Below are 20,897 nucleotides of genomic sequence, written 5' to 3'. Positions count from 1 at the left end.
TCCTTCCCGCCCAGCTTAGCGGTCCCAGAAAACGCTTCCTCGCGGTTCCGTCGCGGGGCGTCGGAGCCGCGACCTCTCCGCCCGCAGTCGTCGTCAGACGCGGGGCGGGGTGCTGCCGCGCACGATGACCTCGAGCGGCAGCGGAGGCTCGGAGTCGTCCCACTCCAGGTCGATCGCGGCGTGCAGCGCCCGATAACCCAGGTCCTCGAGGGGCACGCGCACCGTCGTCAGCCCCGGACGGATGTCGCGGCCGGTCGCGATGTCGTCGAAGCCGGCGACGGCGATGTCGGGTCCGACCCGGCGTCCGGCGTCGCGTACCGCGGACATGACGCCGATCGCGACGACGTCGCTGACGCCGAAGATGAGGGTCCCCTCCGGCACGTCGCCCTCGAGCAGCTCCTGTGCGGCGGCGTACCCGGCGTCGCGGGTGAAGCCGGCGCGGCGCACGTCGCGGACCGCGCCGCCGCCGCTTGCGAAGCCCTCGGTGAATCCGGCCACGCGATCGTCGGACGTGCGGATGCCTCCCTCGGCGGCGATGACGATGGCGTCGCGATACCCCAGCTGCGCCAGCTCGCGGCCGAGCGCCGCGGCGCCGTTGCGGTTGTCGACGGCCACGGAGCGGGTGTCGCCGGTTCCCGGTCCGAGCATGACGACGCGGCCGCCCATCGAGACGAAACCGTCCAGCTCGGTCTGCAGTCCCGCGGCATCGGGGCCTTCGGTGCGCGACGCCGCCAGGATCAGCCCGCGCGGGCGCTGTCCGCGCAGAGCGCGCACCAGCCGCACCTCGCGCTGCGGGTCGCGCTCGGTGATCGCGATGGTCACGACGAGACCGGCTTCATCGGCGCCGCGCGCGACACCGGCTGCGAGCTGCCCGAAGTACGGGTCGGCGATGTCGGCGACCAGGAGCGCGACGATCGCGGCGGTGCCTCGGGCCGTGGCCTGGGCGGAGAGATTCGCGGTGTAGCCGAGCTTGATCGCGGCCGCCTCGACGCGCTCGCGGTAGCTCTCGGCCACCTTGCGGGTCGAGCCGTTGAGCACGCGGGATGCCGTGGCCAGGGATACGCCGGCCTCCCGTGCCACATCGTGCAGGGTGGCGGCGGTTCGGATCGGGGCGTGCGTCGTGCTCACGAGGCCGAGTCTAGGCCGTGTGCCACGCCCGCCGCAGGGAGGGGGAAGCGGTTTCCACGCGCCGAGCCCAGGGCCTCGTCGAGGAAAGCCTGTGCCTCGTCCTGCATCGCCGCGCTGAACTCGTGAGCGGCGTCGTGGAACGACCCGCGGTAGGCATCCGAATCGTGCATCGCGCGCAGGGCCGCGTCGGCATCCCTCATGCCGGCCGCGGGGAACAGCGGGTCGCGCTCGCCGTACTGCACGAGCGTCCGCCGTGCCGCGCCGACCGCCGTGATCGCCGGCCAGTCGAACCGCCGCGCCAGGCCGGGACTGTGCAGCAGCCACGAGTGCGTGTCCAGATGATCCGGGATCAGAGAGGCGGAGGTCGCCATCATGCAGGCGATCACCGTGGCGCGCACGCGGTCGTCCAGTGCCGCGGTGAGCAGCGCGCGCCCGCCGCCGCCCGACATCCCGATCGTCGCGAGCCGCGTCCCGTCGACACCCGGCCAGGTCGCGAGCACCTCCAGCGCAGCGAGGTCGTCGGTGACCACCGCGCCGGCGAAGGTCGTGCCGAGGACCCCGGCCGCCTTCGCGAGCGTCTCCTCGTGCCACGCCGAGACCTCGTCGAAGCGCGCGTCGGCGTCGAGGTCCTCGCCGCGGACGGCGTGCAGCGCGTCGAGCGCCTCGGCGATCCGAGCCAGCTTCGGCGTCGGCGACGACAGGTCGAAGGCGCGACTGCCCCACGAGAACGTATCGTGTGCGAGCACCGCGAAGCCCGCGCGGGCGAGATCGCTCGCGAGCGCGCGACCCGCGTAGACCGAGGCTCGCAGGCGTGCAGCGGAGGGGTGCGGTGGCTCCGCCGACGGATCGCCGATGTCCACGAGCTGGTCGGCGCCGGTGGAGCGCACGCCGCCATGGCAGTGGAGGGCCAGAACGCCCGGCAGGTCGCCGTCCTCCCCTTCGGGGCGCAGCAGGAACGCGCGGGTGCGCGGCCCGAAGCCGACCCACCAGGACAGTTCGCGGCCATGGACGCCGCCGGCGACCCACTCCCGCTCGACCGTGATGTCGACGGCTCTCGCGCGGTGCACGCCGAGCACGTCGGCAAGAGCGCGCTGATCGGGGGCGTCCGGGGTGAGCGCCGGCGCGCTCGCGAGGAAGGCCGGCCAGTCGGCGTACCCCGCGAGCGCTCCGGTCGTCACGCGCGCGCGGCTCCCGCGGCGATGCCGCTGCGCAGGTGCGGAGAGACGGATGCCGCGAATCCGGCCGCCGTCCGGCGCACCGCCTCGAAGGGATCGGTCGCCCAGATGTCCTCGTTGAAGATCTCGACCTCGATGTCGCGAGCGTACCCGGTGGCCTCGACGGCTGCGGTCAGTGACGCGAAGTCGATGACCCCGTCGCCCGGGTAGTGGCGGCTCAGCAGCACGTCCGCGGCCAGCGGGGTCTTCCAGTCGCACACCTGGTACGTCGCGATCCTGCCTTCGTCGCCCGCGCGCGCGATGGATGCCAGCACGTCGGGATCCCACCAGATGTGGAAGGTGTCCACGGTGACGCCCACGACGGCCGGATCGAAGTCCGCGGCGATGTCGAGTGCCTGGCCGAGGGTCGAGATCACGCAGCGGTCCGACGCGTACATCGGGTGCAGCGGCTCGATGGCCAGCGTCACGCCGGCGGCGGAGGCATCCGGAACGAGCTCGCCGATCGCGTCGCGCACGCGCTCGCGGGCGCCGATCAGGTCGCGCGATCCCTCCGGCAGTCCGCCCGCGACGAGCACGAGCACGGCGGTCGATCCCGGCGCGCCGGCTGCGGCCAGCGTCGCCGCCTCCTCGATCGCGACGCGGTTGTCATCGATCGAGGCGCGGCGGGCGGGTCCCTCGGGCATCGTGAAGAAGCCCGACCGGCAGTGCGTCGTGAAGCGGAGCCCCGAGTCGGCCAGCATGCTCGCCGCCGTGGCGAGGCCCACCTCCTGCACGGGTTCGCGCCACAGGCCGATCGCCTGCACCCCGGCGTCGGCTGTCACGCGCAGTGCGGTGGCGAGGTCGGCGTGCTTGATGGTCGCCTGGTTGATCGACAGGCGCGCATCCACGGTCGTCACGGGCATCCTCCTTCGAGCGTGTCCCACAATCCCGGCCCGGAAGCAGCATCCAGTCGAGGTTTCGGGACACGGAGCCGCAGAACCGGGACACGGATGCCGGAGGCCGCGGTCATGCGATCACCCCGGGGACGTCGATGCCGTTGTGGCGCAGCATGCCGTGCCAGCGGATCGCCGCCAGCTCGGGATGCTCCAGCGCGAGCGATGCGTTCGCGAGCTCGATGATGCGCGAGAGATGGGGAAGGCTGCGCGCGGAGTGCAGGCCCCCGACCATCTGGAACGCCGACTGGTGGCCGTTCAGCCACGACAGGAAGGCGACACCGGTCTTGTAGTAGAACGTCGGCGCGGCGAACACCTGGCGGCTCAGCTCCTCGGTGGGGCCGAGGATCTCCAGGTAGCGGGCCGGATCGCCGGCGTCGAGCGCCTGGATCGCGGCGGAGGCGACCGGAGTGATCGCGGCGAACGCGCCGAGCAGCGCGTCGGAGTAGCCCTTCCCGGTGGTCGAGCCTGCCGAAACGTCGGCGTCGCGGTCGGGCTGCCGGGCATCGGGCACGTCCTGGCCGCCGATGAGGCCGACGTAGTTGAAGTCGTCGCCGGTGAACATGCGCACGCCCTCGGGGAGTCGCTCGCGCACCGACACCTCGGACGCGGCATCCAGCAGGCTCATCTTGACGCCCGCGACCTTGCCGGGGTTCTCGCCGATGATCTCCAGGAGCACGTCGGATGCCTCGCGCCAGTCGCTCGAGCCGAAGTAGCCCTCGAGCACCGGGTCGAACGCCGTGCCGAGCCAGTGCAGCACGACCGGTGTCGTGGCGGCGGCGAGCACCTCGCGGTACACGCGACGGTAGTCCTCGGCCGATTCGGCGACGCGGGCCAGGTGGCGGGAGGCCATGAGCACCGGCCCGGCGCCCTGCTCCTCGGTGAAGTGCAGCTGCTCCTTGTAGGCGTCGATCACCTGATCGATCGAGATCCGCTCCTGGTCGACATGGTCGGTGTTGACCCCGACGACGACCGAGCCGCCCTCTTCCCGTGCCACCGCCGCCGAGCGGGCGATGAGCTCGCGCGTCGCGGCGGCATCCAGCCCCATGTTCCGCTGGGCGGTGTCCATGGCGTCGGCCACGCCCAGGCCCCACGAGTACACCGCGCGGCGGAAGTCCAGCGTGGCGTCCCAGTCCACATCGGCGGGCTGTCCGGGGGTGTTGTCCGCCCAGGCCTTGGGCACCACGTGCGCCGCCGCGTACGCGACGCGGCTGCGCAGGGCGCTTTCGGGTCTGCGGTGACCGGGTGACTCGTTGAGGTCGACCGACGACACGTCGCCGGCGTCGGAGAGGAGGGTGAGCTGCGGCATCCGGGTCACTCCAGCGTCAGCGTGGGCAGCTCGACCTTGCGGCCCTCGCGGCTGGACTGCAGGCCGGCCTCGGCCAGCAGCACGCCGCGGGCGCCCGAGAGCAGGTCGAACTCGTAGTCGGTGCCCTCGGCGTACGAGACGAGGAACTCCTCCCACTGCTGACGGAAGCCGTTCTGGAACACGTCGTTCGTCGGCACCTGGGCCCAGTCGGCGCTGTAGTCGTGGTCGTCGGCGAGGTCGGGGTTCCAGACGGGCTTCGGCGTGGCGTTGCGGTGCTGGATCTTCGCGCCGAACAGGCCCACTACGGCCGAGCCGTGCGTGCCGTCGACGTGGAACTCCACCAGCTCGTCGCGGTTCACGCGCACGGTCCACGAGGAGTTGATCTGCGCGACGATGTCGCCCTCGAGCTCGAAGATGCCGTAGGCGGCGTCCTCGGCGGTGGCGGTGTAGTGCTCGCCCTTCTCGTCCCAGCGGTCCTGGATGTGCACGGCGGCCTGCGCGTACACCGACTTCACCTCGCCGAACAGGTTCTCCAGCACGTAGTTCCAGTGCGGGAACATGTCGACGATGATCCCGCCGCCGTCCTCGGCGCGGTAGTTCCAGCTGGGGCGCTGGGCCGGCTGCCAGTCGCCCTCGAACACCCAGTAGCCGAACTCGCCGCGCACCGAGAGGATGCGCCCGAAGAAGCCGGAGTCGATGAGGCGCTTGAGCTTCTGCATGCCGGGCAGGTACAGCTTGTCGTGCACGACGCCGGTCTTCACGCCGGCCTCCTTGGCCAGCTGCGCGAGCTCGACCGCTTCGGCGACCGTCTCGGCCGTGGGCTTCTCGGTGTAGATGGTCTTCCCGGCGGCGATGGCCTTGCGCAGCGCGGCGGCACGGGCCTTCGTCACGAGGAAGTCGGCGTAGATCTCCCAGCGGGGGTCGGCGAGCGCCTCGTCGAGATCGGTCGTGTAGTCCTCGATGCCGTGCTGCGCGGCGATCTCGGCGAGCTTCGCCTCGCTGCGGCCGACGAGCAGGGGCTTGACGGTGAGCTTCGTGCCGTCGGCCAGCTCGATGCCGCCCTGATCGCGGATGGCGAGGATCGAGCGCACGAGGTGCTGGCGGTATCCCATGCGGCCCGAGACGCCGTTCATGATGATGCCGACCTCGCGCACCTGCGGGCGAGCGTCGGATGCCTCGGCAGCGGCCGGGGCGAATGTGGTGTCCGTCACGGTGATCCTTCTTCCTTCTGAACCGGTCGACGTCGCGGTCGATCCGGGAGTCGTGGGAGCCACCCGCCTAGCGGGTAAACGCTTTCCGATAGTGTGCCACGCGGCGCGGTGACGCGCAAGCGCACGTTCCGTTCCTCACCGCGGCGCCTCCTGCCAGAGCGAGCGCTGGCCCACGCTCACCGCGTCGATCGCGCACAGCGCCTCGGTCGATGAGGACAGACGGGCCGCGGCGCCGGCGGGGAGATGCACGGCGCTGTCCGTGCGCAGCGGAAGGATGCGAACCTCCACTTCGGCGCCCGGCGCGGCTCCCAGATCGCGAAGGTTCACCACGAGGTCGGAGCCGTCCCAGAACCGGTCGGTCACGGTGACGCCGTCGACTCGCACCTGTGCGACGTCGCCGCCCCACGCCATCTGGAACACCGCATCCTCGTCGCACCAGTCCGGCACGCCCACCCGGTACACGGCCGCGTGATCGTCCAGCACGGCGTCGCCGGGCGCCGACTGCCGGCCGTCGACCGTCCCGTAGTCGCCCGGCGGGATCGACCAGGCGCGAACCGGCTGCGGGGTGACGGATGCCGCGGCCGACGTCCCGGACACGTGCGTCCATGCCGGGGCGCGCCATGATCCGTCCACGTACTCCCGCACAGCCGGCACGTCGCCACGCGCCCGCGCCGACACGAGACCCGCCCGGTCCCAGGTGATCTCGTCCTCCGTCACGAAGAGGCGCCGCCCGGCCCTCGTCTCGGAGACCCACACGCGCTCGGCGTCGGGCGCGGACAGCACGAGCACGTCGAGGGTCGAGCCGTCGGCATCCGCGAGATGCAGGTGAGGGTGGTCGTCCACGTCGATCCGGTGGACGGCGTCACCGTGTGCGACCTCGACGGGGATGCCGGCATCCTCCAGGAGGACGAGCGTCGGCACCGGACCGGGGAGCACGGTCAGCGCGGAGGCGGTCGCCCACGCGATGCGCACCCCTCCCACCCGGAGCCCGACGGGCCAGCGCGCGAGGGTTCCCGGCGCGATGTCCACCGGCGCGCTCGGCATGACGACGGGCCCCGCCGGCGACTCGATCCGGAAGCGCGCACCTCGGCAGGCGGCGACGGGCACGTGGGGCTGGTGCCAGCCGATGAAGAGAAAGCCCTGGTCCCCGTCGCCGCGCACCGCCCAGCGCAGGGTCGAGGAGTCGTCGACTCCCGCCGGCTGGATCTCGGGCAGATGAGCGGGCTGCGGCGCGATGAGATCCCCGAACGCCTCGATGAAAGCGTGCTGCCGCCGCAGAGCCGCGTGCGCGGGCGCCGCACGACCCGCCTCGCCGATCGGCGCGTGGAAGTCGTAGCTGAGTCGCGTCATGTCGTTCGGATACCCGGTCGCGTGCGACTCCGCGAGGTCGGCGCCGGGATTCGTGCCGCCCGCGTACATGTAGTACCCCTGCCAGGCCGACCCGCTGCCGAGCTTCGCGTGCGCGATCGCAGCGATGTCGAGCGCCTCCGGCCGGGGCCGACGATGATAGGCCGTCGCCATGCCGCCGCCCAGTTCGCACGTGGCTGGTGGGAACCACACCGACAGGTCGGAGCGCCCAGTCGCGTCGTCGCCGCGGACGTCCGCGCCGATGCCGGGGTCGTCCCACGTGTCGGAGAAGAAGTAGTGCGCACGGAACGTGGGGTCCCACGGAGCGTCGGCATCCACCCAGAAGCCGTCGCCGTACCCGCCCCACAGGGGCAGCACGTCGGGGTCGGGCAGCTGGGCGCCGCCCCAGGCCGTCGCCGTCCACAGCGGGGCCGACATCCCGGCCTCGCGCGCAAGGCGCTTCAAGGTGACGAGATGCCCGGGCTGGTCGTACAGCTCGTTGTCGAGCTGGATCGCGAGCACCCTGTCGGGAGCGGCGCGGCCGTCGAGGGCGCGCGCGACCTCGCCGAACCAGCCGCGCACGAGAGCGAGGTAGGCCGGGTCGTCGGTGCGGTGGCGCACCGGTGCCTCCTGCACCCAGTCGGGGAAGCCGCCGTTGCGGACCTCGCCGTGGATCCACGGCCCGATCCGCAGCACGACCTCGAGCCCTTCCGCCCGCGCGGCATCGATGAAGGCCCCGACGTCGAAGCGCCCGTCGAAGCGCGCGCTGCCGCGCACCGGCTCATGATGGATCCACGGCACGTAGGTGGAGACGACGGAGATCCCGCCGGCCCGCATGAGCCTCAGGCGGTGCGTCCACCGCTCGCGCGGAGTACGGGTGTAATGCATCTCGCCCGAGACCGGCAGCCACGGACGGCCGTCGCGCATCAGGGCGCGGCTGGTGAGCTCGAGACCCGGGCGCCGATCCTCGATGTTGGCCATGCGCGGCCGGCGCTCGTTCCGGGCGCGCGAAGCGCTGATCCGCACGCGCAGCGGTTCGGCCATGGCGTTCCTTCGTGAGGTGGGAAAGGCGGGACGCCGCGGCCGAGGAAGGCCGCGGCGTCCCTGGTCGCGTTCAGCCGAGGATGACGTCGGCTTCGGCGAAGAACTGCGTCACGGCGTCGTCGACCGAGATCGCCCCGAGGCCCAGCGACTTGCCGAGGTCCCAGAAGGTCTGCTCGAGCGAGCCGTAGCCCACGACGGGCACGGGCGGCGCATCGCCGATGCGGTCCGCGGCCGACTCGATGTAGTCGGCCACCTGCTTGTCCGGGCCCTCCAGCGTCGCGCCTTCGAGCTTCGACGAGGACGCCGGGAACCCGAGCGTGGTGCCGAAGATCTCACCGGCCTCCTGGCTGTTCACCACGAAGTCGAGGAACAGGGCGGCGGCTTCAGGGTGCTCGGTGTTCGCGGCGATCGCCATCTGCAGACCGGCCTGCCGGTAGAGGTCCTTCGAGCCCTCCTTCGCGGTGGGCGGTGCGATGAGCGAGATCGACGATGCGCCGGAGTCGGCGAGGTAGCCGCCGAGGAAGTTGCTCCAGCTCGTCTCGCTGGCCGTCAGCGACGAACCGAAGCCGGACTTCGGGGTGAGCTCCTCGAGCTTCTGCTGCGGGATGGTGATGCCGTCGCGCAGTGCAGCACCCGACTCCCAGAACTCGCGCAGCTCATCCTCGGTGAACCCGAGTTCGCCGTCCTCGGTGAACAGGTTCCCGCCGTCGGCGCGCAGCGCGAGCTCGAACGTCTGGATGCGCTGCGTGTAGTCGGTGCCGCCGAAGACGGCGCCGCCCGTGGCCTCGGTGACCTCGGCCATCCAGTCCGCGAACTCGTCGAAGGTCGTGCCTCCCTCCGGTGCCGCGAGGCCGTGCTGCTGGAGCAGGTCGTCGTTGACGAAGTTCGCCCACAGGCTGTAGCCGGTCGGCAGCGAGTACTGGGTGCCGTTCAGCGCTCCGGTGCCCAGCAGCGACTCCTCGAAGGTGTCGAAGTCGATGTGGTCCGAGACCTCGGCGAGGTCGAGCAGGTGACCGGCTTCGCCGTACTGGCGCAGGTAGCTGTCGGAGAACTGGAACACGTCGGGCAGTCCGCCGCCGGCGGCCTCGGTCTGTCGCTTCTCCCAGAAGCTGGGGAAGTCCGAGAAGGAGGCGTTGACGGTGATGTTGGGGTGCTCCTCGTTGAATGCCTCGATCAGCCGGTTGTAGCGGTCGGCGCGGTCGTCGTTGCCCCAGAACGCGAAGTCGAGGGTGACCTTCTCGTCGGGGTCGTAGGCGTTGTCGGAGCCGGCTCCTGAGCCGGCGCAGCCGGCCAGCAGGAGGGCCGCGGCCGCCGTGGCCGCGATGGCGAGGGGTGTGCGTCGTGTCATGTGCTTCCTTCGTCGGGTGTGGGAGGGAGGGTCAGAGGGCGCTCGCGTCGACCCGGGCGCTCACGCGGCGCGAGGCGGGGCCGGCCGGAGCGAGGATGAAGCGGACTTCCTGCGAAGCGAGGGACAGTCGGTCGACGGCGCGGCCGGACTCGGCATCCGTGCCCTCGATGCTCACCTCGGCGTCGACGTCGCCGTGATTGATGAGCGTGACGAGGTCGCCGCGCCGGGCGACTTCGACGTCCGCCGGGAGGTCGTCCACGACGGGGCGCACACCGGATGCCTCGATGACGGCTGCGACGACGGCGTCGAGGCCGTCCGCCACCGGCTGCGTCGCGACGTACCAGGCCTCGCCCTCGCCGTACGGATGACGTGTGAGGGCGGGTCGGCCCACCGCGAGGCCGTCGGCGAAGGCGGCGACGACCTCCGCCCCCATCGGGTGCACCGTCTCGGCGACGAGCCTGCCCGAGAACGACGAGCCCTCGAGGGTGAAGGCCACGGCCCCCGCCGACGCGGAGGCGGCGATGTGGGCGCCTTGCGCGCCGACGCCCGTGCCGCCGGTCGTCGCGCCGGCGAGCGCCCCGAAGTCCTCGAAGCGCAGGCCGAGCACGGGGCCGAGCTGCGTGAGGAAGCCGCCGTCGCGGAACTGGTCGTGCTCGTCGACGATGTCTGAGAACGGGCCGGTCAGCAGCGTTCCGCCCGCTGCCACGAAGCGGGTCAGCGCCGCCGCGCCGGCGTCGCGGAGCAGGTACAGCGCGGGGGCGAGAACGAGGTCGTAGCCGTCGTCGACGTCTTCCGGAGCGACGATGTCCACCAGGAGTCCCCGCGCGTGCAGGGCGCCGTACCACTCGAGCGACAGCGCGAGGTAGTCCACGCGCGTGGGATGATCGCGCTCTTCGACCGCCCACCAGCTCTCCCAGTCGAACACCAGCGCGACGCGCGCATCGCGGCCGGGCGCCGGCAGCTCGGGCAGGGCCGCGAGGCGCGCGCCCAGCTCGGTGACCGCGTTCCACACACGCGTGCCGGTGCCGGCGTGAGGAAGCATCGCGGAGTGGAACTTCTCGCTGCCCGCGCGGGACTGCCGCCACTGGAAGAACATGATGCCGTCGGCCCCGCGGGCGATGGACTGGGCGGACTCGGCCATGAGGGCGCCCGGGCGCTTGCCGGGATTGGACGGGCGCCAGTTGACGGCATCGGTCGCCTGCTCCCACAGCAGCCAGGGCACGCCGGGCTTGAGCGAGCGGATCAGGTCTCGCTGGAACGCGGCGTCACGCACGCGATGCGGGTTGGCCGGGTCGGGGTAGCAGTCGTCGGCGATGACGTCCATGAACGGCGCCCAGCGACGGTAGTCGGCCGGCTTGAAGGGGCCCATGAAGTTGGTCGTGATGGGCTGGGTGGCACCGGCTTCGAGCAGGATCTCGCGCTCCAGCAGGTAGCACTCGAGCAGCATGTCCGAGGTGAAGCGGCGGTAGTCCAGCATGGACGACGGGTTGTGGCTGTACGGGGCCAGACGAGGCGGGAAGACCTCCTCGAACGACCCGTAGCGCTGCGACCAAAAGCTTGTGCCCCACGCATCGTTGAGCGCCGCGATGTCGTCGTCGTACTTGCGGCGCAGCCACACGCGGTACGCGTCGCGGGCGGCGTCGGAGAAGTCCATCGGGAGGTGGCATCCGAACTCGTTGCCCACGTGCCACATCACCACTGCCGGGTGGCGGGCGTACCGCTCGGCGATGCGCCGCACCAGCTCGCCCGCGAGCCGCCGGTACACGGGGGAGGACGGCGCGAAGTGCTGACGGCTGCCCGGCCAGTACGAGGCGCCGTTCTCGTCGGTCGGTAGCGTCTCGGGGTAGCGGGCGCTCACCCAGGGCGGCGGGGACGCCGTGGCCGTCGCGAGGTTCACGGCGATGCCGCCGGCATGGAGCTTCTCGATGACCGTGTCGAGCCAGGCGAAGTCCCACACGTCCTCGGCCGGCTGGATCCGCGACCAGGCGAAGATGCCGAGGCTCACGATGTTGACGCCGGCCTCCTGCATAAGGCGGACGTCCTCGTCCCAGACCTCTTCGGGCCATTGATCGGGGTTGTAGTCGGCGCCGTACAGCACGTCGAGCAGCTCCTGTTCGGGGTGGTGGGCGAGGGTGAGCGGAGGCTGGTCAGCGCCGGCGGCGCCGGGCGGGGATCGCGACGGCGGCCAGCGCCGCGCAGCCGAGCGCCGGGATGACGACGGGGACGAGCATCCACGTCGCGACGCCGACGAAGACGGCGGTGGCGGCGAGGTAGAGGGCGCCGGCGATGTCCGCCGTGAGCGTCGACGGGATGCCGCGGACCGCGGGGCGCCAGCCTCGCTCAGGCTTCCACGCGGCGGCGGCGGCCAGCAGCGCCACCGCGAGGGCCACGAGGCCTGCCCAGCCGATGAGCCCGACGACCGTTCCGCCGGGCAGTGCGCCGGACGCCGCCAGGTCGATGTCGAGCGCGAGCACAGCTGCGACGACGACGCCGACGACACCGACGACGAGGCCGCCCGGCAGGGCGCGGCGATAGTCGTCCCAGACCATGCGCGGGTGCGAGGCCTCGGCATTCAGGTACCGACGCAGGTGCCGGATGCCGGCGGCCAGTGCGGCGGGCAGGGTCACCAGCGCGATTCCTCCCAGCACGATGACGAGACCCGTCAGGAGCACCTCGCCGAACAGGGCGAAGGCTCCGGCCGCCCCGGGATACCGGGCCGGCGGGCGCTCCTGGAGCGTGGGCCCGCTGCCGGAGGCATCCGCGCGCCGGGCCTCGCGCAGTGCGCGCCGGTGGCTGGTCATCCCTTGAGTCCCTGCGTGGCGACGCCGTCGACGAGGAAGCGCTGGAAGACGAGGAAGAACAGCAGGACCGGGACCAGCGCGATGAAGCTGGCGGTGACGGTGGCGCCGTAGTCGCTGGTGGAGGTCTGGTCGTTGTACAGACGCAGGGCAATGGGGAGGGGGTAGTTCTCGGGGCTGGTGAGGTACAGCAGCGGTCCGAGGAAGTCGTTCCATGCCCAGATGAAGGCGAAGATCGCGCAGGTGATCAGGGCGGGCTTGATCAGCGGCAGGATGATCGACCAGAAGATGCGAACGTGCCCGGCGCCGTCGATCCGGGCGGCCTCATCCATGTCGCGGGGCATCTGGCGGATGAACTGGACGAGCAGGAACACGAAGAACGCCTCGGTGGCGAGGAACTTCGGCAGCAGCAGCGGCCAGAAGGTGTCGACCATGTCGAGCCGGTTGAAGATGATGTACTGCGGGATGATCACGACGTGGAACGGCAGCAGCAGGGTGCCGATCATCGCGGCGAAGAAGACGCCGAGGCCCTTGAACTGGATGCGGGCGAACGCGTACGCGGCGAGGGCCGAGCTGAGCACGGTGCCGATGACGGACCCGGCCGCGATGAGCAGGCTGTTGGCGAAGAATCGCCACATCGGCACCCCGGCGATGCCTTCCATCACCTTGGCGTAGTTGTCCAGGGTGGGCGCGTTCGGAATGAGCGACTGGTTCTGACCGAACTCGGCGTTCGGCTTGAAGGTGGACATCAGCAGCCACACCAGCGGGTACAGCACGACCGCGGTCAGCGCCAGCAGCACCACGAACCAGATGACGGTCTGCCAGGTCTTGCGCTTGACGCGGCGGCGCGGGCCGGTCTTGGCGTCGGGGTCGACCTGGTTCTCGGTGTGCTGGAGCGCGTTGGTGGTGGTCGCGGTGGTGGTGCTCATCGGTTGTCTCCGGCGTAGTGGACCCAGGAGCGCTGGGTGCGGAACAGGATGAAGGCGATGATGGCGACGACGACCAGCAGCACCCACGCGATCGCGGCGGCGTAGCCCATCTGCCCGTCGGCGAAGCCGCGCTTGTACAGGTAGACGGTGATGAAGTTCGTCATCCCGGCGGGCCCGCCGGTGCCGTTGGAGATGATGTACGCGGACGCGAACACCTGGAACGCGCCGATCAGGCCCAGCAGCAGGTTGAAGAAGATCACCGGCGACAGCATGGGCAGGGTCACCGCGCGGAAACGGTGCCAGGCGCCGGCGCCGTCCATCTCAGCCGCCTCGTAGAGCTCCTTGGGGATCTGCTTGAGGCCTGCCAGGAAGATCACCATCGTGGCGCCGAACTGCCACACGGCCAGCAGGATCATCATCGGGAGCACCAGCGCCGGCTCGCCGACCCAGCCGCCGATGTCGATGCCGAACAGGGTGAGGCCGGAGTCGACCGGGCCGTCGGTGGAGAACATCGCCCGCCACACGATCGCCACGCTGACCGAGCCGCCGATCAGCGACGGGGCGTAGAACGCGGACCGGAAGAACCCTGCGCCCTTGTCGCGGTAGTTCAGCAGCATCGCCACGCCCAGCGCCGCGGCGAGTGTGATCGGGGTTCCCACCAGCACGTAGATCAGCGTGATCTGGGCCGACTGCATGAACTGCGGGTCGGTGGTGAACATCCGGATGTAGTTGTCCAGCCCGATCCAGCGCGGCGGGGAGAAGATGTTGTAGCTCGTGAACGACAGGTACAGCGAGTACACCATCGGCACGATCGTCAATCCGAAGAAGCCGATCAGCCACGGCACCAGGAAGCCGTAGCCGGCGAGGGTCTCACGCCGCGCCCGGGCCCGCTGACCCGGCCGGTCCAGGTGCTCCGGCTTGGGGCGGCGGACGAGGGGCCTGCGTCGTTTCTGATCGCCGGTCACGATCACTCTTGTCGCAGTGGTGCTCACGGGACTCTCCGATGACGATGATGGGGTGGGCCCGGGTCCGGGAGCCGCGGCTCCCGGACCCGGGGATGATCACTGACCGAGGACGACGTCCATCTCGGCGAAGAACTGCGATACCGCATCCTCCACGGTGATGGAGCCGAACGCCAGTTCGGTGCCGAGCTGGCGGAACTTCTCCTCGAGCGTGCCGTAGCCGATGATCGGCACCGGGGGAGCGTCGCCCAGGCGGTCCTCGATCGAGGCCTCGTAGTCGGCGATCTGCTGGCTCAGCGGGTCGAGCTCGGCCGCTTCGAGCGCCGTCTCCGATGCGGGCAGGCCGCGGTTCGTGCCGAAGATCTCACCCGACGCGGGGGAGTTGATGAGGAAGTTCACCAGCGTCGCAGCGGCTTCCGGGTGATCGGTGTTCGCGGCGATCGCGTGCAGCATCGACGGCTTCAGGTACAGGTCCTTCGCGCCCTCCTCGGTGATGGGAGGTGCCACGAGGCCCAGCTCGGTGTAGCCCTCGCCGAGGTTGCCGAGGTAGCCGGCGCCGAAGTTGTCCCACGTCAGCTCGCTGGCCGTCAGCGCGGTGTCGAAGCCCGACAGCGGGTTGACCTCCTCCAGGCGCTGCTGGGGGACGACGACGCCATTGCGGATGTCGCTGCCCTGCTCCCAGAACTCGGTGAGGCGCTCCTCGTCGAAGCCCGGCTCGCCGTTGTCGTCGAACAGGTTCTTCCCTTCGGCGCGCAGCTGCAGCTCGAAGTTCTGGATGCGTCCGGTCCAGTCCGTGCCGCCGTAGAACTGGCCGCCGCTGGCCTCGGTCACCTGGGCCATCCAGTCGTTGTAGTCCTCCCACGTGCCGCCGGGGAAGTCCTCGACGCCGGCCTGCTCCAGCAGGACCGGGTTGGTGTACATGCCCCAGGCGTTGGTCGAGGTCGGGATGGCGAAGGTGGTGTCGTTGACCACGCCGATGTCGAGGATGTTCTGCGGCAGCGGGTCGGTCTCGATGATGCCGCCGAGGTACGGCTCGAGGTCGAGCAGCAGGCCGTTCTCGGAGTACTGGCGGAGGTACGAGTAATCGAACTGCATGACGTCCGGCAGGTTGCCGCCGGCCGCCTCGGTCTGGCGCTTCTCCCAGAACTCGGGGAACGCCAGGAAGGTGGAGTTCACCGTGATGTTCGGGTACTCCTCGTTGAACGCCGCGATGACCTGGTCATAGAGTTCGGCGCGCACATCGTTGCCCCAGAACGCCAGATCGAGCGTGACTTCCTCGTCGGGGTTGAACGTCGCTTCGCCTTCGGGGGTCGCGCCGCCGCCGGCGCAGCCGGCCAGCGCGAGGGCCGCGCCGGTCGCGAGGGCGACACCGGCCAGAGCCCGCTTCTTGCTGAACATCCTTGTCCTTCCTTGAACGTCTGCGTTCGTTCCTCCGCGCGAGACGTCCGTCGTCTGTGTGGTGCGGTGTCGCGCTTCCAGGAGGGTGCTCGAAGCTGTGCTGGAAAGCGCTTGCCCGCTACGGTACCTCACGAAAAAACGTTTCGCAAGAGGCGCCCGACCGGCTGACCGTGGTCAGCGCTCGCACACGAGGGCGCCATCCGCCACGCGCAGGCGGGCGACGTGGACGGCGGTGCGGCGATGCGCGTGAGCAGCCACATCAACCAGCTCCTCGCCGTCCCACCACGGGTGCGTGAAGTAGTACAGCCTGGCGTCGGCCCCGGTGACGACGACCGAGCCGTGCCGCCCCGCCCGGATGCCGGGCGCGCAGGGCCCGGCGTCGCCGAGGATCACGGCGTCCGGTCCGCCCTGCCGCGTCCACGTGACGGCGTCGTCGCTGCGGTGGACCGCCATGCCGCGCCACTCATCGGTGAGGAGCCACCAGTGGCCGCCGAGCGCGAACGCGAACGGGCCCTCGTGCGGCCGGCCGCGGACGGCGATGCCGTCCTGCCGCCATGTGGCGAGGTCGTCCGAGACGGCCACGCGCGTGACCGAGCCCGCGGCCTCGTCTTTGTACCAGAGGCGCCAGCGTCCGTCCGGGCACTGCGCGACGGCGGCGTCGATGGCCCGGTCGCTCGCCAGCGGAACGACCCCGCGCCGGGTCCAGGAGCGAAGGTCGTTCGACCGGTACTCGACGATGTGACGGGCGTGGCCCTCCCATCGCGATGGGATGCCATCGATCTCGGTCAGGTACATGCGCCAGCGCGTGCCGTCGTGGATCACGTCGGGCGCCCAGTGCGTTCGGGTGACGGCCAGCGGAGGCCGACCGGCGTGGAGGGTCAAGCCGGTGTCGACGGGCTCGAGCGTTCCGGCGTACTCCCACCGCAGTCCGTCAGCGCTGCGCGCGACGCCGACGCGGCTGCCGTGCACCCAGGCGACGCCGGGACCCGGATCGGGATGCGTCGCACGCCGCTGGGTGTAGAACATCCACCAGCCGCCGGCGCTGTCGCGCACCACCGTGGGATCGCTCGCGCCGTCGTAGACGGGATCGCGGTAAAGCTGCCCCCGCTCGGGGTCGGTCGGCTGCGGCGGCTCGCGGACGTCCAGCGTGTCCGTCGTCATTCCGCCGCGCGCAGATCGATGACCGGGCTGGCGAACCCGCGACGGTGCGTCGGGTGGGTGGCCAGATCGGCGGGGGTCACGGCGGCGCCGTCGGCGGCGGCCGAGGCGTAGATCGCGGCGACCAGCTCGAAGGTCCGAGCCGGCGCATCAGCGGTGATCGGCAGCGCCCGGCCCGCGAGGAGCGCATCGAAGACGTCTCGAAGCAGGGGCGCGTGACCGCTCCGCTCCTCAACCTCGGGAAGCGCCCACGAGGCCGCCTCGTCGGCGCTCACGTGCGGCGCCGGCGTGATCCGCCAGTTCTCGTGCCCGTGCCCGTACAGGTGGTCGACGGTGACGGTCGCCTTCTGCGTGTCGATGCGGATGGAGCTGGTCTCCCGTGGCGAGACGGTGCTCGAGACGACCTGCGCGACCGTGCCGCTCGCGAACACGACGGTTCCGGTGGAGACGTCCTCGGTCGCCGTCTCGCGGTCGAGCCGCCACAGGCGGGCTTCGACGCGCTCCCAGTCGCCGAGCAGGAAGGCCAGCAGATCGAGCTGGTGGATGCCGTGGCCCAGCGTCGTCCCGCCACCCTCGGTCTCCCACTTCCCGCGCCACGGCACGGCGAAGTAGTCGGCATCGCGGAACCACAGCGTCTGGCACTGCGCCAGCAGCGGCCGGCCCAGGGCTCCGGAGTCGAGCAGGCGCTTGACGTGCGCGGCGGCCGTCCCGGTGCGCTGCTGGAACACCACGGCGAGCTGTCGGTCCGCCGCGGCGGCGGCATCCGTCATCGCGTCGAGCTCGTCCAGGGAGGGGGCCGGGGGCTTCTCGACCACGACGTGGGCTCCCGCGGCGAACGCGGCGAGCGCCTGCGCCGGATGCGCCGACGGCGGCGTGCAGATGTGCACGACGTCCGGCCGGGCCTCCTCGAGCAGCGCGTCGAGATCGTCGTACACGGCCGGCTCGCCGTGCCGAGCGGCGAAGGCCGCCGCGGCGTCGCGCGACAGGTCGGTCACGGCGACCAGCTCGGCTCGCGGGTACTCGGCGATCGCGGCGGCGTGCGCGTTCGCGATCGCACCGGTGCCCACGATGGCGCAGCGCAGGGTGTTCGTCATCGGGCTCCTCCGTCGGGGCTCGGGTGTACGTCGTCCCAGCCTAAGGGCCGGAATCGGAAAGCGCTATCCCGGCCGCGTTCAGCGCGGGCGAAGTCCGGCCTGCGTCGCGTGCAGGTGCGCGTATCGGCCGCCGCGCCTGAGCAGCCCGTCGTGGTCGCCCTGTTCCACGATGCGGCCGTCTTCGAGCACCACGATGCGGTCGGCCTGGCGGATCGTCGAGAGCCGGTGCGCCACGACGAGGGTCGTGCGGCCACGCATCAGGCGGTTCAGGGCCTCCTTCACCAGCTCCTCGGACTCCGGATCCAGCGCGGAGGTCGCCTCGTCGAGCAGCAGGATGCGCGGGTCGCGGACGAGCGCGCGAGCGATCGCCAGGCGCTGCCGCTGGCCTCCTGAGAGCCGCGCACCGCGCTCGCCGACGACGGTGTTCCAGCCCTCGGGCAGGGATTCGACGAAATCGGCGGCGTTCGCGTCGCGCATCGCCTGCCGCAGCTGCTCGGGCGAGGCGTCGTCCAGGCCGTACGCGATGTTGTCGCGGATCGTGCCTTCGAACAGCACGGATTCCTGCGGGACCACGGAGACGAATCGGCGCACGCTGCGCAGATCCAGGGTCTGCATGTCGGCGCCGTCGAGCAGGATGCGGCCGCCCGTGGGCCGGACGAACCCGAGGACGAGATTGAGCATGGTGGACTTGCCCGAACCGGACGAGCCGACGAATGCCACCGTCTCGCCCGGCCGGATGTCCAGCGCGACCTCGCTCACGGCGTCGCGGTCCGAGCCGTCGTAGCGGTGGGTGACGCGCTCCAGCTGGATGTGGCCGTCGACGCGATGGACGGCGCGCTTGCCCTCGTTCTGCTCGAGATCCGGCTCTCGCAGGACCTCCGAGATCGAGCGCATGGACTCCAGCCCGCGGGCTCCGACCGGGATCAGCATGAGCAGCTGAGTGAGCCCCTGCGTCAGCAGTGCGAAGTACGACGACAGCAGCACCACCTCGCCGGGCGTGATGGGGAGGACGCCGGTGAGCGCGAAGACGGCCGCCAGCACGAGGCATCCGACCCCGAGCAGCTGCATCGTCACCCACGAGATCGAGGCGACGTGGCCGTTGAGCATGTCGAGGTGAAGGCCCGCCCGGCGCACCCCGTCGGCGCCCGCGGACACCCGCGAGACCGCGGTCTGCTCGAGCCCGTGCGCGCGGGTGACCGGGATGAGCGAGGCCATCTCGCCCACTCGCGCCGCGAAGCCCTCGACCTCGCGACGGAACACCTCGTTGCGCACCTGGGAGCGCCGGCCGAGCGCCCAGCGAAGACCGAGCGCGATCGGAACGGCGAGGGCGTACACCGGGAGGAATTCGGGGACCGCGATCGCGGTCATCGCGACAGCGCCGATGAGGACCATGGTCGACGACAGCAGCGGGTGGGTGACCTGCTGCAGCATGAGCTCCACGTTCTCGACGTCGCGGACCACCTTGGTCTGCACGATCGAGGAGCTCACCCGCGTGTGGTAGCCGATCGACAGGCTCTGCAGGCGCGCTGCGAGGGCATTGCGCAGATCGGCCCCGGTGTCGCGCACGACGGTCATGAAATTGCGGGTGTACACGATGTGCATCGGGTAGTTCTGCAGCAGCAGGCCCGCCGCGATGCCGAACCACATCAGCACCGTCGAGACGTCGCCGTCCGTCGCGACGAGATCGATGATCTCGGCGGTGACGACGGGGAGGAACCACAGCGGGATCTCCTTGAGCGCGAAGGCGACGATCGCCAGCGTGAGCCGCCCCGGACGCCGCGCCAGCAGGCGCAGCACAGACCGCGCGGGTCGGGGGCTCTGCACGATCCGGATCGTTCCGGTAAGCGCTTTCTGCATGATGCGAACATGCTACAGACGGATGCCGGCGGCCTGGCCCGAAGCGGCTGATTCCGTCCCGCAGCGCTCGCCCTGACCGGGCCACGCAACGCCCGAGGGGAGGACCGGCGCGGAAAGCGCCTACCATGGTGCGGACCGGACACGGGCGTGCCGGCGCCGCGCGGGAGCGGGGGACGAGAGCGGGACGAGCGTCATGAAGCGAGTCGGCATCCGAGATGTCGCGCAGCGGGCAGGCGTGTCCATCAGCACCGTCTCGAACGCCTTGAACCGGCCCCACATGGTCAGCGCTCCGCTCGTCGAGCGCGTGCGCAGCGCCGCGGACCAGCTCGGATACGTGCCGCTGCACGCCGCGCAGCAGCTGAGGGCGGGGCGCAGCGGCCTGCTCGGCATGACGGTCATCAACATCGCAAATCCGTTCTTCGCCGACATGGTCGCCGGTGCCGAGGATGCCGCTTCGGCGGCGGGGCTGCGCGTACTCGTGGGCAACTCGAGCGATGACGTCGCCAAGGAGCGCGACCATCTGGAGCTTTTCGAGCGGGTGCAGGTGGAGGGCGCCCTGGTGAGCCCGTTCGGTCCGCTCGAGCCCTGGCTGCAGCGACTGCGGGGCCGCGGCATCCCGGTCGTCCTGGTCGACGCCGTCGACGACACCGGCGAGCTTCCCTCGGTCTCGTTCGACGACGTCGGCGGAGGGCGCCTGGCCGCCGAGCATCTGCTGGCGTCCGGTCGGCGGCGTCTGGCGTTCGTGGGCGCCCGCGCGGCGGTCCGGCAGGTGCGCGAGCGCCTCCAGGGCGCCCGGGCGGCGGTCGCCGAGCACTCGGGAGCGACGCTCGAGCCGATCTGGACGGAGCGCACCACATCCGAGATCGGGCAGCGCTTCGGCGAGCAGCTGGCGCGCCGTGACCCCGGCGAGCGCCCGGACGGCCTGGTCGTCTCGAACGATCACCTCGCGATCGGCCTCGTCCACGGTCTCGTGTCATCAGGTGTCCGCGTGCCCGAGGACGTCGCCGTCGTCGGCTACGACGACATCGAGTTCGCCGCGATCGCGGCCGTTCCGCTCACCTCCGTCCGGCAGCCCGCGCGCGAGATGGGCCGCACCGCCGCGGAGATGCTGCTCGCGCGCATCAACGGCCGCGGGGAGCTCGGCGACGTCGTGTATCAGCCGGAGCTCGTCGTGCGGGCATCGACGGCCGGCGCGAGCTGACGGAGC

The 20,897-nt window shown here is 71.1% G+C and carries 16 protein-coding genes; 1 reads left to right on the top strand and 15 read right to left on the bottom strand.

The annotated features are described in order from the left end of the window. Positions 1-93: 93 nt before the first annotated feature. From AC5RVZ_RS10760 to AC5RVZ_RS10690, 15 genes are all read right to left on the bottom strand, one after another. A complete protein-coding gene (locus AC5RVZ_RS10760) occupies positions 94-1,128 on the bottom strand; it encodes a LacI family DNA-binding transcriptional regulator (RefSeq protein ID WP_494065746.1) in 1,035 nt (344 codons plus the stop codon). Then, positions 1,125-2,306 (bottom strand): alpha/beta hydrolase family protein, encoded by a 1,182-nt coding sequence (locus tag AC5RVZ_RS10755; RefSeq protein ID WP_494065745.1) that lies wholly within the window; start codon positions 2,304-2,306, stop codon positions 1,125-1,127. The genes AC5RVZ_RS10760 and AC5RVZ_RS10755 overlap by 4 nt, the downstream gene beginning before the upstream one ends. Next, a complete protein-coding gene (locus tag AC5RVZ_RS10750) occupies positions 2,303-3,199 on the bottom strand; it encodes a sugar phosphate isomerase/epimerase family protein (protein ID WP_494065744.1) in 897 nt (298 codons plus the stop codon). Before AC5RVZ_RS10750 ends, AC5RVZ_RS10755 begins: the two co-directional genes overlap by 4 nt. A 109-nt stretch (positions 3,200-3,308) precedes the next feature. Next, positions 3,309-4,544: a dihydrodipicolinate synthase family protein gene (locus AC5RVZ_RS10745; RefSeq protein ID WP_494065743.1), complete on the bottom strand. Its 1,236-nt coding sequence runs from the start codon at positions 4,542-4,544 to the stop codon at positions 3,309-3,311. 5 nt (positions 4,545-4,549) lie between these two features. Next, positions 4,550-5,677: a Gfo/Idh/MocA family protein gene (locus AC5RVZ_RS10740; protein ID WP_494066271.1), complete on the bottom strand. Its 1,128-nt coding sequence runs from the start codon at positions 5,675-5,677 to the stop codon at positions 4,550-4,552. A gap of 213 nt (positions 5,678-5,890) precedes the next feature. After that, entirely contained in the window at positions 5,891-8,146 is a 2,256-nt protein-coding gene (locus tag AC5RVZ_RS10735) for a beta-galactosidase (protein ID WP_494065742.1), read from the bottom strand. A gap of 70 nt (positions 8,147-8,216) precedes the next feature. Beyond that, positions 8,217-9,494, bottom strand: coding sequence for an ABC transporter substrate-binding protein (locus tag AC5RVZ_RS10730; protein ID WP_494065741.1), 1,278 nt, complete (start codon positions 9,492-9,494; stop codon positions 8,217-8,219). Between the two features lie 31 nt (positions 9,495-9,525). After that, positions 9,526-11,592, bottom strand: coding sequence for a beta-galactosidase (locus tag AC5RVZ_RS10725; RefSeq protein ID WP_494065740.1), 2,067 nt, complete (start codon positions 11,590-11,592; stop codon positions 9,526-9,528). Positions 11,593-11,641: 49 nt separating this feature from the next. After that, a complete protein-coding gene (locus AC5RVZ_RS10720) occupies positions 11,642-12,295 on the bottom strand; it encodes a hypothetical protein (RefSeq protein WP_494065739.1) in 654 nt (217 codons plus the stop codon). Next, positions 12,292-13,221 (bottom strand): carbohydrate ABC transporter permease, encoded by a 930-nt coding sequence (locus AC5RVZ_RS10715; RefSeq protein WP_494065738.1) that lies wholly within the window; start codon positions 13,219-13,221, stop codon positions 12,292-12,294. Before AC5RVZ_RS10715 ends, AC5RVZ_RS10720 begins: the two co-directional genes overlap by 4 nt. After that, positions 13,218-14,213, bottom strand: a complete 996-nt coding sequence (locus tag AC5RVZ_RS10710) for a carbohydrate ABC transporter permease (RefSeq protein ID WP_494065737.1) — start codon at positions 14,211-14,213, stop codon at positions 13,218-13,220. Before AC5RVZ_RS10710 ends, AC5RVZ_RS10715 begins: the two co-directional genes overlap by 4 nt. A 69-nt stretch (positions 14,214-14,282) precedes the next feature. Continuing rightward, entirely contained in the window at positions 14,283-15,581 is a 1,299-nt protein-coding gene (locus AC5RVZ_RS10705) for an ABC transporter substrate-binding protein (RefSeq protein ID WP_494065736.1), read from the bottom strand. Between the two features lie 174 nt (positions 15,582-15,755). Next, the gene (locus AC5RVZ_RS10700) at positions 15,756-16,742 is read right to left on the bottom strand and encodes a family 43 glycosylhydrolase (RefSeq protein WP_494065735.1); all 987 of its coding nucleotides are present in this window, start codon (positions 16,740-16,742) and stop codon (positions 15,756-15,758) included. Beyond that, positions 16,739-17,833 carry a Gfo/Idh/MocA family protein gene (locus AC5RVZ_RS10695; protein ID WP_494065734.1) on the bottom strand — a complete coding sequence of 365 codons (1,095 nt, stop codon included), beginning with the start codon at positions 17,831-17,833 and terminating at the stop codon, positions 16,739-16,741. Before AC5RVZ_RS10695 ends, AC5RVZ_RS10700 begins: the two co-directional genes overlap by 4 nt. A gap of 78 nt (positions 17,834-17,911) precedes the next feature. After that, positions 17,912-19,690: an ABC transporter ATP-binding protein gene (locus AC5RVZ_RS10690; RefSeq protein ID WP_494065733.1), complete on the bottom strand. Its 1,779-nt coding sequence runs from the start codon at positions 19,688-19,690 to the stop codon at positions 17,912-17,914. 193 nt (positions 19,691-19,883) lie between these two features. Here AC5RVZ_RS10690 and AC5RVZ_RS10685 point away from each other — a divergent pair, with 193 nt between their 5' ends. After that, complete coding sequence (locus tag AC5RVZ_RS10685) at positions 19,884-20,891, top strand: LacI family DNA-binding transcriptional regulator (RefSeq protein WP_494065732.1); 1,008 nt, start codon at positions 19,884-19,886, stop codon at positions 20,889-20,891. Positions 20,892-20,897: the final 6 nt, after the last annotated feature.

The sequence above is a fragment of the Arthrobacter sp. Cza30 genome (assembly GCF_059090765.1).
This window is presented reverse-complemented; position numbering and strand designations above follow the sequence as displayed.